Here is a 14,210-nt window from a genome sequence, read left to right as displayed (position 1 = left end):
TCACTTGAGACCACAGGTCATGACTTCAGCGAAGTTCGATCAGCACATCCAGAAACGCGCGCACGGCAGGATTGGCGCGACGACTCTCAGGCCAAATGGCCGTGATGTTGTGCCTCTGCACCGCAAATTCCGTGAGAATCGGGATCAGCTCTTGGCGCTTCACCCTGGGAGCCGCCATGAAACTTGCGGCCATTCCTATCCCCGCGCCTGCGGCAATGGCTACCAGGACAGCCTCGCTTGCATCAACGACGACAGGCGATGACGGCAGTATTTCGAGCTCTTTGTCTGCGATACGAAACGGCCAGCGTAGGGTTTGACCCGTGCTTTGATAGCGCAAGTTCACTGTTTCGTGCTCCGTGAGTTCATCGGGATGCTGAGGCGTACCGCATCTGGCCAGATAGTCGGCAGAGGCGTAACAGCAGAGGGTGTACGGCAGGAGCCGTCGGGACAGATGCGATGAGTCCGCAAGCTCACCGATCCGTACGGCCAGATCAATGCCCTCCTCGACCAGGTCCACCATCTGGTCACTCAGCCGCAGGTCGATCAATACCTTGGGGTGGCGCTTGCGAAACTCCGTAATGGCGGGCGCGATTATGTGCAGCCCGATGGGAAGTGACGTCGCAATCCGTAACGTGCCAGCCGGCTCGGAACGCGCTGACTTCGCCACTTGCTCAATCTCTTCTGCCTGGCGCAACAGCTGCAAAACACGCTCGTGAAGATCGCGCCCTTCAGCGGTAAAGGCCAGCGAGCGTGTGGTGCGAGTGAACAGCGACACCCCGAAATGACGTTCCAGGCGCTGGATGCTTTTACTGATCGCAGACGGTGAAATGGACAGCGAGCGAGCCGCAGCCCTGTAGCTGCCCAGAGAGCCGGCACGCGCAAATGCGATCAACCCACTCAGGCGTTCAAATCCGATTGGTTCCTTCATGGCACCATTGAAACGAAATGTAACCTTCTTATCAACCTCGCGTTCACTGCTTACTCTGAGTCATGCCCATTGATATGAACGAGGTTGTGATGAACGACACGATGAAAGCAGTGCAATTGCACGAGTTTGGCGGCCCCGATGTGCTGCATTACGAAGATGCACCCAAACCCGTCGCACAACCGGGCGAAGTGCTCGTCCGGGTCCATGCAGCCAGTCTCAATCCGCCCGATCTTTTTCTGCGAGACGGCTATCGGGCACTACCCCCTGAGTGGCGGCCCGAGGCCAGGTTTCCGCTAATCCTGGGCACGGATGTATCGGGAGTGGTCGTGGCGCTCGGCGACGGAGCTTCCGGATTCAGCATTGGTGACGAAGTCTATGCAATGGTGCGTTTCCCGGAAGATCTGATGACCGGCAGCGGTGCCTACGCCCAATACATACGCATCCATGAGGCCGAGTTGGCGTTGAAGCCCAAGGGTATCGATCATGTTCAGGCGTCAGGGGCGCCGATGTCGCTGCTCACCGTCTGGCAGTTTCTGATTGACCTGGGCCATGACGCGCCTAATCCGTTCCAGCCGTTTAAACACGCGCCTGTCCCGCTGAAAGGCAAGACAGTGCTGGTCAACGGTGCTGGCGGTGGCGTAGGCCATCTGGCGGTGCAGGTCGCCAAATGGAAAGGCGCGCGGGTGATCGCGGTCGCGTCTGGCAAGCATGAGAATCTGCTTCGCGACTTGGGCGCAGATGAATTCATCGATTACACAAAGACCGCTGCCGAATCGGTCGTAAAGGATGTGGATCTGGTCATTGACGCTGTCGGTGGTGCGAATATGGAACGCTTTCTGAGCGTTATAAGGGCCGGTGGTGCTCTCTTTCTGGTCAACCCCATGGGATTCTCCGGGCATAAACAGGCAGCTGATCTGGGCATCACCGTGTCCTCGACGCAGGTGCGCTCCAACGGCAGCCAACTGGCGGAGATTGGCCCCTTGTTGGATGACGGCACTGTTCGCGTGGTAATCGACAGCACATTTACGCTGGCCCAGGCATCGGAGGCGCATCGCCGAGCTTCACAGGGCGGCACTCAGGGAAAGATTGTGCTTGTTGTCTGAGGGATCAAGGGTTTGCCAGGCTTTACCACTGATAACTCACAGAACCAATGACGCTGCGCTCGTCGCCGTACCGGCACGCGGTGTTGCACGACAGGTAGGACTCATTGCTCAGGTTCTGCGCCTTTGCGGCCAACTGCCAATGCTCGTCGATGTCGTAGCTCACCCGTGCATCGAAGCGGGTGTAAGCCGGGATCTTGCGATCAGTGGCGGTAGGTGTGGTGCGTGTGGTACCGGTGTACAGCGCGCCCACGCCGAACTTGACCTGCGGCAGGCCGAACGCAGCCAGACGATAATCCGTCCAGAGCGAAGCGTTGTGGTAAGGCACCCCTTCAAAGCGTTTGCCGATATTGGTGACGACGTTGTCTTCCAGCACGTGAGCATCGGTATAGGTGCAGCCCGCCGTCATGCTGATGTTGTCGGTCAGGTCGGTCTTGACTTCGAGTTCCAGCCCATTGGAGCGGCTCTTGCCGTATTGCTCATACTGCGCGGTCAGCGCGTCGTAGGTGATGGCGTTAGTCTGCGTCAGCTCGTAGATCGCCGCGCTGAGCATCGTGTTGCTGCCCGGTGGCTGGTAGCGAATGCCCACTTCGTACTGCTCGCCTTCGATCGGATCAAACGTCCCCGCTACGCCAGGGTTGGCGACATCGGCACTCACCCGGTGCAACGCCGTGTCGGTGGGCCGCTTGCTCACGGCGTTGATCAAACCGACGGGCGACAACTGACCGTACAGCACCGAGGACGCGCCCTTGAGCACTTCGGCGCGCTCCAGACCAAACGGATCAACGCCGCCGTCGTAGACCGCGTATGTCCCAAGCCCATGACATCAGCAGCCGAAGTTGATGGGCGTTTTCAGTCCAGAAATGAGCCTGAACATACTCGCCTACAACATGAAGCGGGTTATGAAAATCCTCGGCACCAGCAGCTTGATGAAGGCGTTGTCAACCTGAAAGGGTTGGCTTTGTTGCCTCCTTGCACCATAGCGGCTTTATTGAAGCCTCCATGACCCTAGTGACGACCCGCAGGGCTTACCGCGAGCGACTACATAGCAAAAAACTGTCCGGGCTACGTGCCGACATTGCACTGCTCGTTTTCACACACTCTGGGCGAGAAGCGGTCATTTAAAACAAGAGCGGTCCTAGGGGCGTACCCTATAGGTCGATTTTAGAATCGTCCTTAGCCCTGATGACTAAGCCAGCGAGTAAATTGCCCCGAACCCACCAACCGCGTTTCTGAGTCACTGGTCTTGCACGGTCCACGCAACGAGCCGGGCAACGATGGGGCGCACGATGAGCACGCAGACGAATGCCGAAGGCATTGCCACACGGTACGCACTCATCACATGTTCCATGTAATTCTCCCCAACGCCGAATTCTGCAATGGTGATGACGAGGCACATAAGAAACGCCATGATCGTCGCCATGTAGAGCGCGAATACGTAAGGCGTCGCGTGTTTCGGGAGGCGAAACCGTGCCGTGTTTTGAGCTGTTCCGTCGGTCATCAGGTAATCCTTGTTAATCTTCAGTAGCGAAGGAGCGACAAAGTTAACAAGCAGCTGTAGGTGCTGGTAGGCGCGTGGCGCTTAAATCATCCTTAAATAAATTTGACGAATTGAGCACTGAGGTCTGATGGATATTTTGGGCTTGATCAATACGTATATACGCGTGGTAGAAAACGGCAGCATAGCGGCGGCAGCCCGCGCGCAAGGTATGAGCCCCGCCGCCGTCAGCCAGAGCATCACCCGACTTGAAGCACACTTGGGGGTGCGTTTGCTTTCGCGCACCACCCGCAGCATGGCGCTGACCGAAAGCGGCACTCGATATTTCGATAAGGTGCGCCACATTCCGCGCGACGTCGATCTCGCCTCGCAAGCCGCTGCTGTCGCAACCAAGCCGCAGGGGCCGCTGTGTATTGCCACAACGACTGCGTTCGGCCGTCATGTGCTTGCGCCGCTAATGCCCGCCTTCAAGGAGGCATACCCGCACATCGACATCGAACTGATCAGTACGGACCGACGGGTTGATCATCGGATTGAAGGCGTCGACGTCAGTATCCGTATCGAAGCGCAACTGAACGATCAGCTTATTGCCCGACGTATCGCCTCGCGTCCGTTCGTGTTCTGCGCGTCGCCAGCGTATCTCAACCACGCAGGCGTGCCCACTAACCCAGAGGACTTGAAGCAGCATGCCTGCGTTGTTTTTCGCTATCCAACTGATGGGCGTTTTCTGCCCTGGACCTTTGCGCTCAACGGCAAAAGTTTCGAGGCCAAGGTCCGCCCGAGCTTCGTCTGCGATGACATCGATACCATCGCGCAGATCGCCGTTAATGGCGGCGGTATCGCACGCCTTGCGAGCTTCGTCGCTCAGCCTCTCATCGACAGCGGACGACTGCTGCCCCTGTTCGAGTCGGGCAGTCGCAACGCAACATGCGCAGTGCCTGAACCGATGCACATCTACGCCTGTGTCACGGAGCGGTCGGCATTGAATCTAAAGGTGCGCGCGTTCATCGATTTTCTCGAACACGGGATCCAGAGCGAGCCCAATGCGCTCGCACAGGCTGACGCGCGAGGGTCCGATAAAGCAAAAAATAGACGGCCTGCGGGACCGACATACACGTGATTTTCGATCACTGTTTTTGAGCCTCAGGTGTCCTGTAAAACGACTTGGCATTGGGGCCAAAGTCACATTTGGCAAGAAACCATCAAGCCTGGCGCTCGTAAGTCAGGTAGTCATGTAGGCCAGTGCCGGTGCATGAAAAGCCCGCTGTCTGGTACATCAGCTTCGCGGGGTTATCAGGCCGCACGCTCAAACGTAATTGCGTGAAACCCTGCCGTGCCGCCTCCTGCATATACGCTTCCAGGAGCGCCATTCCCACGCCGCGTCGACGATGGTCCGGCGTTACGTGGAGGGTGCAAAGCTGCGCATAGCTGTGTTCGGGTGTCCACAATGAATAGCCCGCAAACTGATCCCCTACGACCGCAACTGTAAGCCGGTCGAGGTTTTCTACCCAACGCGTCAGGTGCCGCTCCAGTTGCGAGCGCCATAAAGCCTCGTGCTCGGGTTCCCAGCAGAGAATATAGCTCTCCTCGCCTCGATAGATCGCAGGGAGATCGGTCGCACAAGCTTGCCTGAGTCGCAGTGCCATTCCATTAGCCTTTTGATAGAGCAGGACATCATGGTAGAGCCCTCGTGGCTGATCGCAAAGTCAGATAACCTGGTCGTGACCATGTCATAGCGTTGAGGCACCGACCGCCTTCGGCCAGAAGCAGTCATTTGAGCGCCAGAGAAATGTGTGCAAGCACTGCGCGCTTTTCCGTACGACCTTCTATTGCCTAAGCAAATCCTGACGCTCGATAAGAGAATAGTTTTGACTGAAGAAAAAATTGCCTTGGATCTGCCACGAATTGGATACGTCATTGTTGACACCTATAAGGAGCGAGGATGGATTCATCGCCAACGGCTTGCGCAAATGATCAAGTCCCAAGATTGCCCAACGCAGTCCAACGAATGCCGTCTCATCGTAAAACGCCGCTTACTGTGACGTGCTGATCGGTGGCTATAGCGGGCCCTCTCGTCGCACCTCGCTACCAATTTCATGCTCAATCTGTGCGATAACCGAACGATATCTAGTTTGAAGGATTGCCCGCTCGACGACGGCGACTATCATGGTGATTCGCAAAACAATCGAAAATAACAACCAAGTTAAAAATAACGCCCCTCAAATAGTTTTAAGTCGATCAGGCAAGCGTTCTTTATCTGAGATCGTTATTTCTTAACGCGAGGCGAGGTTTTCTGTGACTTCAACTACCGACAAAATCGCCATTATTGGAGCGGGAAGTATCGGCATCGCTTTCGCACTGCTGTTCGCCCAAGCCGAGTACCAGATCAACCTTCACGACAGTGATAAGCAGTCGCTCATGTCGGCGAAGGAAAGATTGGCCAGGCAAGCCAAACTGCTTGCCGAAGGGGGCTTGCTAGACACATCGGTTGATGACTTGCTCGCGAGAGTCATCTTGCAAGACGACCTGGCGATTGCGGTTCAGGACGTCATGTTTGTCCAAGAGTGCGTCCTCGAAAAGTTGGAAATAAAGAAGGAAATTTTCCAGCAACTCGAACTTCACGCCCCTCCACATGCGGTTTTTGCCAGTTCCTCGTCGGCGCTGCCCTCTTCGGCCTTCTGCAGTGACCTTGCTTGCGCTCCGCGCTGCCTCATTGGGCACCCTGGCAATCCACCGTTCCTGATACCTGTCATAGAAATAGTGCCTTCTTCGCAAACCTCTCAAACCAGCGTTGATCTCGCCAGGGAAATTTATACTCGCTGCGCGTTGAAACCGGCGGTGCTTAATAAAGAAATTAAGGGATTTATTTTCAATCGTCTTCAGGGCGCGGTTTTGCGTGAGGCTTATAGTCTGGTCGACGGTGGCGTGGCTTCGGTCGAAGATATAGACACTGTCGTCAAACATGGCCTTGGCCTGCGCTGGTCAGTGATCGGCCCTTTCGAAACTTCGGATCTCAATTACCGCGGCGGTATTACCGATCATGCTCAGCGCATGGGTCAGGCATACGCCGAAATGGCGGCAGAACGCAGCGATACCACGGCCTGGCCTACTGAACTTGTCGCTGAAGTCGCTAAACAACGGCGACAGATATTGTCCCTGGATGACTGGGCTGACCGAGTGGCCTGGCGCGACCGGGAACTGTTGGCATTGAGAGTATTGAGACGAACACGGGAAGCAAAACCCGACTGACTTAATAGCGATCGCTGCGCCACCCGCGCACCCAAGACAGTCGCTACGCAACTCAAATGTTTAAGTGGAGATCATGATGATCAAGCAACGCGTACTCATTACCGGGGGCGCTTCAGGAATCGGTGCCGCCATTGCTCGGCGCTGTCATGCTGATGGCTATGAGCCGGTCGTTATCGACCGGGTAGGCGATGGGATAATTGCTGATCTGTCTTCGCCTGAAGACACCGCGAAGGCGCTGCAGCAAGCGCTGAAGGACGGTCCAATTACCCGTCTGGTCAATAACGTCGGCATCGTGGTGCCCGGCAGCATCAAGGACCAAACCCTGGCCGAGCTTGACCTTGCGGTGTCCCTTAACCTACGTTGCGCGATGCAGTGCCTACAGGCGCTACTGCCCGGCATGCAGGAAGCCGGCTTCGGTCGCGTGTTGAATGTGTCGTCACGGGCCGCGCTTGGCAAGGATCTGCGCAGCGCCTATGCGGCCACCAAAGCCGGCCTATTGGGTTTCACTCGAGTATGGGCGCTGGAGCTTGGAGCAGACGGCATCACTTGCAACGCCATCGGCCCAGGTCCCATCAGCACCGAGCTCTTCAATAAAGCCAATCCTGCGGGCGCACCCCGCACACAGAAAATCATCGATTCGATTCCGGTCAAGCGTATCGGTCTGCCCGACGACGTCTCTCAAGCGGCGTCTTTCTTCCTCGATCAGCGAAGCGGGTTTGTTACCGGTCAGACGCTGTACGTCTGTGGCGGCATGACGGTGGGGCTCGCTCCAATTTAGGCGTGTTTGAAAACCCGCTGAGGCAGCACCGCACCGCTCGCCTACCTCACCGTCTCTTGACGCTTCAGAACTATTTTTGGATTCATCCGGGAGAGGCACGTGTTAGATAAAACGAAAATGTCACTGATTGACTCCGTCAGCCAGATCAAGGATGGCGCCACGATTATGATTGGTGGCTTTGGTCCGGCCGGACAGCCCGCCGAACTGATCGACGCGCTCATCGAGCATGGCGCCAAGGATCTGGTCGTGATCAGCAATAACGCAGGCAACGGCGACTACGGCCTGGCGTTACTATTGAAGTCGGGCCAGGTGCGTAAAATCATCTGTTCCTTCCCCCGTCAGGCGGATTCCTGGGTGTTCGACGGCCTGTATCGCTCGGGCAAAATCGAATTGGAGGTGGTCCCACAGGGCAACCTTGCATGCCGTATTCAGGCGGCGGGTTCCGGTCTTGGCGCGGTATTCACCCCTACCGGCTACGGCACTTTACTGGCCGAAGGCAAGGAAGTACGCGAGATCGACGGCAAGCACTTCGTGCTGGAGTATCCGCTCAAAGCCGACTTTGCCTTGATCAAAGCCTATCAGGGAGATCGCTGGGGCAACCTGGTGTATCGCAAGTCGGCGCGCAATTTCGGGCCGATCATGGCGATGGCCGCCACCACCACCATTGCCCAGGTCAGGGATATTGTCGAACTGGGGGCTCTGGACCCGGAGCATATCGTCACACCCGGCATCTTTGTTCAGCACGTCGTGCGCATCAGCGCTCCTGACCCGATCGCAGAGGCTTAACCATGACTTATACCAAACGCTCGCGCGACAACATTGCCCAACGCGTCGCACAGGACATTCCCGAAGGCGCCTACGTCAATCTTGGCATCGGATTGCCAACCAAAATCGCCAGTTACCTGCCCGCCGACAAGGAGATCTTTCTTCATTCTGAAAATGGCCTGCTGGCTTTTGGTCCGCCCCCGGCGAAGGGCGAGGAAGACCCGGAACTGATCAACGCAGGCAAAGAATTCGTCACCATGCTCAAAGGGGGGAGTTTTTTTCACCACGGTGACTCGTTTGCCATGATGCGCGGTGGGCATTTGGATATCTGCGTTTTGGGCGCGTTTCAGGTCGCCGCCAACGGTGACCTGGCCAACTGGCACACCGGCGACGCAAACGCAATTCCTGCCGTGGGCGGTGCCATGGATCTGGCCATCGGCGCGAAGAAAGTCTTCGTGGTCACTGACCATCTGACCAAAGAGGGCGCACCGAAAATCGTCGAAAGCTTGACCTACCCCGTGACCGGTAAAGGCTGCGTGGATCGCATCTATACCGACCTGTGCGTGATCGACGTAACGTCCACGGGTTTGCAGGTGATCGAGATGATACCGGGGCTGACTTTCGCCGAACTGCAAACCCTGACAGAAGCCCAATTGAGCGATGGCACCGCTGGCTAGGGTTCAGTCCTCCAGGGTGCATCTGCCGTAGGCAGCATGAACGTGGCCTGACAGCGGTTCCTTGAACCGCTGTCAGGCTTTGGCTAGTGCAAAACAGTAGATGGACGCATCGCCGAGCAATCAGCCAGGCACTGACTGGCGACCATCGTTCGCAGTGGTCCTAGACGGTAGCCACCGGCGTCAGAGGTGATGCAACAGCGCCCGGCAAGCGCAATGGCGGAGCCGTCAGCAAGAACCGATAACGACCCACAGACCTTAGGTAATTGGCCAGTGGCGTCAAATGCCATAGCTCGCCCAAGTGAACGCCCAGCTTGAACAGACAGTGCTCATGCAACGGCAGGGCTGAGCAGCATGAGTCCCCAGTGGTTGCCGGGTGCGCCTCCACTGCGTAGTTGTCCGCTGCAATCGCAGCGAGGTGGCTGTCGGTGATCCACTGCAGCAGCTTTGCGTCGCGGCCGTCGAGCACTGCACAACTGGCACCGAGACGCTCGGCGTCCGGCTGTCGGTGCATGCCTAGTACCACGTCGGCAAACCCCGTGTGCAAGCAGACAATATCACCCGGTTCAACCTCAACCCGGTCTGCCTCCATAACGCGCATCAACGTGTCATACCCGACCAGGGAACGGGTGTCGCCCAGATGAGCACGCAAGTCGATCATCGCCGCCCTGCCCTGCACACAACTTTGCGCCATCTGATCAATGCCGAGCGCGTTGGCCGCCGAGGTGCTGACACCGCGCATGTGATCCTGAATGCCACAATCCTCGACCGAAGCAGGCCCCACCACATGCTCACCGGCAGCGAAGCCGTTGTAGTAGACGGCTCTGGATACGCCATCGCCGTCGACATCGAACAGCGATCCGACATGGGCCAGGCCATCCCATTGGGTCGAGTACTGCAAGTGCAGGATGGCCAGGTCGTCACTGAGTACGTCCGAGCGCCCAGGCTCCTGCTCGCCGAGCAGGCAGTTGAAATTGACCTGCCCTCGTCGCAGCGTCGGTCGAAGCACTGGCGGGTGGCGGTTAGGGTTCAATCCGCTGCCACCTGGGTAATCAAGTGGCAAACTCAGGCAGAAAGTCCTGCCTTCGCTGACCTCAGCGATGCCTTGGAGGGTTTTGTCGCGGGTGATGAGATTCAACCGACCGAGCTGATCGTCGGCTCCGAAGTCGCCCCAATTGGAGCCATCGGGGCGATGCTTCCAGCGCAGATTTGACATACGGTGCTCCAGATAAAGAGGTTAGAGAAAGCACTCGCCTGCCACATAGGCTTTGCGCCAGCGAACTATGGCAATCCGCTCGAATAGCTGTACCCGGCTGAAAGGATCATCGGCAATGAAACGTTCGGCTTCTTCGCGGGTTTCCACGTCAACGACATACATTCCGCCGCCCTGGTCGCCGCCGTCGTCGTTGAGTTTGGCGCCGCACGCCAGTAACAAAGACTTGTTGCTCGCAAGAAACTCCAGATGCTCGCTGCGGGTGTCGCGGCGCAGTTGCTGGCAATCGGGTCTGTCCCAGGTCTCAATCAGAAACGGCATCAGGCTTCCCTCAGTTGGTGGCGACGGCGGACGGGTGCTGAGCCAGAGGCGTGACACTGATGGTCATGAAAGGATAGAGCGGCAAGGCGCTGAGCAATTGGTGCAGTTCATCGTTGCCCGCTACGTCAAATACGCTGTAGTTGGCGTATTGCCCGGCAACACGCCACAAGTGGCGCCAGCGTCCGTCGCGTTGCAACTCTTGTGAAAAGGCCTTCTCCTCGGCCAGCAGCGCGGCAACACGCTGAGGATCGAGCGTATGGGGAATGTTCACTTGCATCTGAACTAGAAACAGCATTTTCGAAAACCTCTGGTCGATAAGTAACAGACGGCTGGGAATCAGTGGCTCAGATAACCCCAGAGCAGCACTGCGCTGATGTAGATCAGGCCCACCCATACCATGATGATCACGGTATAGCCCATGACATCCTTGAGTTTGAGTCGAGACAGGGCCAGGGCCGGTAGAATCCAGAAGGGTTGGATCAGGTCGTTCCAGGCGTTGCCCAGCATCACGGCCATGGACGTTTGAGCGAGCGAGCTGTTGAGGGACTTGGCCGCCTCGATCATGAAGGGGCCCTGGATGGCCCAGTGACCACCGCCTGAAGGCGCGAAGAAATTGATCACATACGAGCTCAGCAGTCCCCAGAACGGCAGCGTCTGGGCGGTGGAAATCTCAACGAAAACGCGCGATATGCTGTCGACAAGGCCCGAGCTGTGCATCATTGCCATGATGCCTGCGTAGAACGGGTACTGCAGGATGATGCCACTGATGGTCTTGATCCCTTCGCTCAACTTGGCAATGTAGTTGGCCGGCGTACCCAGTAGCAGCACACCCAGGAACAGGATCAGGAAGTTCACCTTATTGAGGTCAAGGCTACCACCGTTGAGAAAGTGCATCAGCAGATAGCCGAGACCCAACAACCCGATCAGCAGGCTCAATAAACGGCTGTTGTTGAGCCGGGAAGCCAGTGTGCCATCGGCAAACAGCCCGTCCACTGCCCCTGGGCCTTTACCTTCATTGAGCTCTTCAATACTGCGATCGACTTCGATGATGTCCTCGGGACGTCGAGGATGCAGCCAGGCGTTAAGCAGCGGCATGGTGATCAGCACCACTGCCGAGGTCAGGAGCATGGGCAGCGAGAAGATCGTCTCGCTGAGCCCAATGAGCCCCATCTTTGACTCCAGTGGATGACCCGGTGTGGAGATCAGCACCGGGATGGTCGCTGAGAGGCCTAACCCATAAAGAGTGAATCCGCTGTACGCCGAGGCGATGATCAAAGGGTAATGCACCCCTTTGACACGAAGCGCGAGCTTGCGCGCCACGATTCCGCCGATGACCAAACCAAAACCCCAGTTCAGATAGCTGCCCACTCCTCCGACCAGGGTCGCGACAATGATAGCCGTACGTGGCGCGTCGACCCGGCTGACGATTTTTTCGAGCAGGCCATCGATGAGGGGCGAGGTCGCCAGCACATAGCCCATCGCGAGAATGACGGCCATCTGAGTGGTAAATGCCAGCAGGCTCCAGAACCCATCTCCCCAGCTCTGTAGCGTTTGAAACGGACTCTGTCCTTCCACCAGCACTGCCAGCGCCATGGTCAAAAGGGTGAGTCCGATTGCGAAGACAAAGGGGTCCGGTAAATACCGGCGCATCAACTCCGTGAAAAACGCGGTGAGCTTGTTCAATGACTACTCCGTTTTATTTTTTTAATTCGCCACGTCTAATACGCGCCCTGCAGAAGGTGCGCGTACGACCACCTCACGGTAGCCAAGCAGGCAATCGCGTTCAATCCGGTATTCGATTAAGCGTTCGATTATCGAACATCAAACGACGACAGTTCATTAGAGCCGAGAGGCGATGGGCATGTATCTCGCCACCGCCCTGTGCCGGATGACACTGCGCATGCCATGGGCTTTGCCATCTCGCCCAGCCAAGAGATGTGGACGTCACTTAAATCGTCGTGCGTCCGACGGATAGACCAGATGCCGTGATCCATAGCGCTAGAACCAGCCTTGGGATCGAGATTGTTGAAGCATTACTGCTCTACAAAGTCAGGTGAATGACATGGCGGCATTCAGCGCCTTCGAAATCGAATGGCCGGCAATGAAGTCTTGAGCGCTTAACACGCGATCCAAGCGCTGAAAATATTCGGCAGAGGCTCAGGTTTTTATCAATACTCGCCGCGTTCATTTGAACCTCAGGTGTACTGTAAAAGCCCCAAAAAATGCCTGTCAGAAAGGCTGGTTGAAGGGTCGTCTGGCACCAATCCATCCAGCTGTCGCTTACAGCGCGCCGGGATGCATGCTCTGGCCAGAACGTTGTCTGTCCCTATGTGGCAGCCAAAACCCTGAGAATACTGTGTGACTCCCACACCGTGGTGCCGTCGATGTCCTGGATTACGGGAACCCGCCCGTGAGGGTTCATCGTTAGAAAAGTAACTGAGTCAATGACGCCGAATTCGCCGCCTGCGGGAAGCTGCAAATGACCTGTCATTCCTGCACTACGCTCTCGATACGCCGGGTATTTCCATATTTATCTTCCGCCAGAAAGCTTCAGAGAAGCTGTAAACCGAGAAAGCAATCAATCCGAAGGCCATCAACGTCAAAACCAGCCATCCAGCGGGTAAATTCTGGAGCGCGTCGAGGGCTTCCTTCATACCCGGCGGATCCATGGCTTGATAGGCAGAACCGCTAACGGCTAACAGCAATGCAATCTGTATAAAAACGACGCCACGGGCAATAAGGCCAAACCGAGACACTGGGCGGACGTACCGCATGACGTCTTCGTCGGCCTCGAAATATTTCTCAAACGACGCCTTCCATCCCTTGATGATGTGAGCAATTCCAACACCAAGCGGAAGGAGAGCGATCAAGTACACCAATAAGTTGGAATGCTCCCAGGACAACAGATGCGCCAGCCAATCTTTGGCTTGCCCACCTGAATCGCCCGAGCGACCCATTCCGCTCACGAGTAGGCCTAACGCGAAAAATGCCAGAGCACCATTGACCAAACCTCCCGCAAACAGACCGGCGCGAATTATCAGACCCTTGAGATTTTTGCCGTGATGGTCGACATCACGCGTAGCTTGCAGGATACGCCAAGCCGCAAATGCGAGCAGACCCGCCACCACCAGTCCCACTAAGAAGTAGCCAAACGGCTGACTTAACAAAGCTTCCAGGCTTTTGTGGCTGTCTTTTGGCTTTGTAGAATCCTGTGCCGCAAGCAATGCGAAGATACCGATGATCAGGTAAAGCATTCCTCGAGCGGCGTACCCTCCGCGTGCAAGAACAATAAGACTTTGGTGCGCTGACATTGGCTGCTTTTCCGAAAAGAATACAGGAACAGACTCGTCTAACTGGAAAGGGTTCTATCGTTAAACCCAGACTGCACTGGTCTTTGGAATACGTGGGGTAGTCGCTTTCCTGTGCCTCCTGTGCCTGGAATTATCTGCGCATATCAGGTTGGAAAACAGGAGAAGCGAGGCGTTGATGGTCACCTGACTCAGCCCGTTCCTCATCGCAACATTTATCGGCTCTGACCGACGCAGAGTTATCCATCGATGTCGCTGGCGACAGGCAGATCTCGGCTAAAGCATTCATTTCACCCTGCTCTGATATGCTTGCGTCCGTTTCAGAAATCCGTGAATCCTCGAGCCCGCCACCATGCGGGCTAAGCCCGTAAGAGAG

17 protein-coding genes are annotated in these 14,210 nt (G+C 56.5%); 7 read left to right on the top strand and 10 right to left on the bottom strand.

The window, feature by feature from the left end; translation table 11 throughout:
- Positions 1-25 precede the first annotated feature (25 nt).
- Entirely contained in the window at positions 26-928 is a 903-nt protein-coding gene (locus ACWKWM_RS03965; protein ID WP_483844855.1) for a LysR family transcriptional regulator, read from the bottom strand.
- An 89-nt stretch (positions 929-1,017) separates the two neighbouring features.
- On the opposite strand from ACWKWM_RS03965, the gene ACWKWM_RS03960 reads away from it, so the two are divergent.
- Positions 1,018-2,031 (top strand): NADP-dependent oxidoreductase, encoded by a 1,014-nt coding sequence (locus ACWKWM_RS03960; RefSeq protein ID WP_483844854.1) that lies wholly within the window; start codon positions 1,018-1,020, stop codon positions 2,029-2,031.
- Positions 2,032-2,053: 22 nt separating this feature from the next.
- Here the strand turns inward: ACWKWM_RS03960 and ACWKWM_RS03955 are convergent, their stop codons facing one another.
- Entirely contained in the window at positions 2,054-2,785 is a 732-nt protein-coding gene (locus tag ACWKWM_RS03955) for a TonB-dependent siderophore receptor (RefSeq protein WP_483844853.1), read from the bottom strand.
- A gap of 480 nt (positions 2,786-3,265) precedes the next feature.
- Positions 3,266-3,529 (bottom strand): DUF2798 domain-containing protein, encoded by a 264-nt coding sequence (locus tag ACWKWM_RS03950; RefSeq protein WP_483844852.1) that lies wholly within the window; start codon positions 3,527-3,529, stop codon positions 3,266-3,268.
- Between the two features lie 127 nt (positions 3,530-3,656).
- On the opposite strand from ACWKWM_RS03950, the gene ACWKWM_RS03945 reads away from it, so the two are divergent.
- Complete coding sequence (locus ACWKWM_RS03945) at positions 3,657-4,646, top strand: LysR family transcriptional regulator (RefSeq protein WP_483844851.1); 990 nt, start codon at positions 3,657-3,659, stop codon at positions 4,644-4,646.
- An 82-nt stretch (positions 4,647-4,728) separates the two neighbouring features.
- Here ACWKWM_RS03945 and ACWKWM_RS03940 read toward each other — a convergent pair whose 3' ends face one another.
- Complete coding sequence (locus ACWKWM_RS03940) at positions 4,729-5,172, bottom strand: N-acetyltransferase family protein (protein WP_483844850.1); 444 nt, start codon at positions 5,170-5,172, stop codon at positions 4,729-4,731.
- 147 nt (positions 5,173-5,319) lie between these two features.
- Between ACWKWM_RS03940 and ACWKWM_RS03935 the strand changes: the two genes are divergently transcribed.
- From ACWKWM_RS03935 to ACWKWM_RS03915, 5 genes are all read left to right on the top strand, one after another.
- Positions 5,320-5,568, top strand: a complete 249-nt coding sequence (locus tag ACWKWM_RS03935; protein ID WP_483844849.1) for a hypothetical protein — start codon at positions 5,320-5,322, stop codon at positions 5,566-5,568.
- 253 nt (positions 5,569-5,821) lie between these two features.
- Positions 5,822-6,775, top strand: coding sequence for a 3-hydroxyacyl-CoA dehydrogenase (locus tag ACWKWM_RS03930; protein ID WP_483844848.1), 954 nt, complete (start codon positions 5,822-5,824; stop codon positions 6,773-6,775).
- 76 nt (positions 6,776-6,851) lie between these two features.
- Complete coding sequence (locus tag ACWKWM_RS03925; RefSeq protein ID WP_483844847.1) at positions 6,852-7,553, top strand: SDR family NAD(P)-dependent oxidoreductase; 702 nt, start codon at positions 6,852-6,854, stop codon at positions 7,551-7,553.
- Positions 7,554-7,652: 99 nt separating this feature from the next.
- Positions 7,653-8,339, top strand: a complete 687-nt coding sequence (locus ACWKWM_RS03920) for a 3-oxoacid CoA-transferase subunit A (RefSeq protein WP_483844846.1) — start codon at positions 7,653-7,655, stop codon at positions 8,337-8,339.
- Positions 8,340-8,341: 2 nt separating this feature from the next.
- Positions 8,342-8,995 carry a 3-oxoacid CoA-transferase subunit B gene (locus ACWKWM_RS03915; protein WP_483844845.1) on the top strand — a complete coding sequence of 218 codons (654 nt, stop codon included), beginning with the start codon at positions 8,342-8,344 and terminating at the stop codon, positions 8,993-8,995.
- Positions 8,996-9,155: 160 nt separating this feature from the next.
- On the opposite strand, the gene ACWKWM_RS03910 is transcribed toward ACWKWM_RS03915, so the two are convergent.
- The 6 genes from ACWKWM_RS03910 to ACWKWM_RS03885 all read right to left on the bottom strand — a co-directional run bounded on the left by ACWKWM_RS03910 (position 9,156) and on the right by ACWKWM_RS03885 (position 13,837).
- The gene (locus tag ACWKWM_RS03910) at positions 9,156-10,208 is read right to left on the bottom strand and encodes a cyclase family protein (protein ID WP_483844844.1); all 1,053 of its coding nucleotides are present in this window, start codon (positions 10,206-10,208) and stop codon (positions 9,156-9,158) included.
- A 21-nt stretch (positions 10,209-10,229) separates the two neighbouring features.
- A complete protein-coding gene (locus ACWKWM_RS03905; RefSeq protein ID WP_483844843.1) occupies positions 10,230-10,526 on the bottom strand; it encodes a YciI family protein in 297 nt (98 codons plus the stop codon).
- 10 nt (positions 10,527-10,536) lie between these two features.
- Entirely contained in the window at positions 10,537-10,821 is a 285-nt protein-coding gene (gene catC / locus ACWKWM_RS03900) for a muconolactone Delta-isomerase (protein ID WP_483844842.1), read from the bottom strand.
- 41 nt (positions 10,822-10,862) lie between these two features.
- Positions 10,863-12,209: a short-chain fatty acid transporter gene (locus ACWKWM_RS03895; RefSeq protein WP_483844841.1), complete on the bottom strand. Its 1,347-nt coding sequence runs from the start codon at positions 12,207-12,209 to the stop codon at positions 10,863-10,865.
- A gap of 643 nt (positions 12,210-12,852) precedes the next feature.
- A complete protein-coding gene (locus tag ACWKWM_RS03890) occupies positions 12,853-12,948 on the bottom strand; it encodes a thioredoxin domain-containing protein (RefSeq protein ID WP_483844988.1) in 96 nt (31 codons plus the stop codon).
- Positions 12,949-13,024: 76 nt separating this feature from the next.
- On the bottom strand, positions 13,025-13,837 hold the full coding sequence (locus ACWKWM_RS03885; protein ID WP_483844840.1) for a DUF1206 domain-containing protein: 813 nt from the start codon (positions 13,835-13,837) through the stop codon (positions 13,025-13,027).
- Positions 13,838-14,210: the final 373 nt, after the last annotated feature.

It is taken from the genome of Pseudomonas rosaeacicularis, assembly GCF_057128745.1.
Note: the sequence above shows the minus strand (reverse complement) of the source record. Positions and strands in the feature narration are given on the sequence as shown.

What these genes read in the sequence shown, in the direction of transcription:
- ACWKWM_RS03965 (WP_483844855.1), bottom strand. Translation starts at nt 928, where the DNA reads ATGAAGGAACCAATCGGATTTGAACGCCTGAGTGGGTTGATCGCATTT.
- ACWKWM_RS03960 (WP_483844854.1), top strand. Translation starts at nt 1,018, where the DNA reads ATGAACGACACGATGAAAGCAGTGCAATTGCACGAGTTTGGCGGCCCC.
- ACWKWM_RS03950 (WP_483844852.1), bottom strand. Translation starts at nt 3,529, where the DNA reads ATGACCGACGGAACAGCTCAAAACACGGCACGGTTTCGCCTCCCGAAA.
- ACWKWM_RS03945 (WP_483844851.1), top strand. Translation starts at nt 3,657, where the DNA reads ATGGATATTTTGGGCTTGATCAATACGTATATACGCGTGGTAGAAAAC.
- ACWKWM_RS03940 (WP_483844850.1), bottom strand. Translation starts at nt 5,172, where the DNA reads ATGGCACTGCGACTCAGGCAAGCTTGTGCGACCGATCTCCCTGCGATC.
- ACWKWM_RS03925 (WP_483844847.1), top strand. Translation starts at nt 6,852, where the DNA reads ATGATCAAGCAACGCGTACTCATTACCGGGGGCGCTTCAGGAATCGGT.
- ACWKWM_RS03915 (WP_483844845.1), top strand. Translation starts at nt 8,342, where the DNA reads ATGACTTATACCAAACGCTCGCGCGACAACATTGCCCAACGCGTCGCA.
- ACWKWM_RS03910 (WP_483844844.1), bottom strand. Translation starts at nt 10,208, where the DNA reads ATGTCAAATCTGCGCTGGAAGCATCGCCCCGATGGCTCCAATTGGGGC.
- ACWKWM_RS03905 (WP_483844843.1), bottom strand. Translation starts at nt 10,526, where the DNA reads ATGCCGTTTCTGATTGAGACCTGGGACAGACCCGATTGCCAGCAACTG.
- catC (WP_483844842.1), bottom strand. Translation starts at nt 10,821, where the DNA reads ATGCTGTTTCTAGTTCAGATGCAAGTGAACATTCCCCATACGCTCGAT.
- ACWKWM_RS03890 (WP_483844988.1), bottom strand. Translation starts at nt 12,948, where the DNA reads ATGAACCCTCACGGGCGGGTTCCCGTAATCCAGGACATCGACGGCACC.
- ACWKWM_RS03885 (WP_483844840.1), bottom strand. Translation starts at nt 13,837, where the DNA reads ATGTCAGCGCACCAAAGTCTTATTGTTCTTGCACGCGGAGGGTACGCC.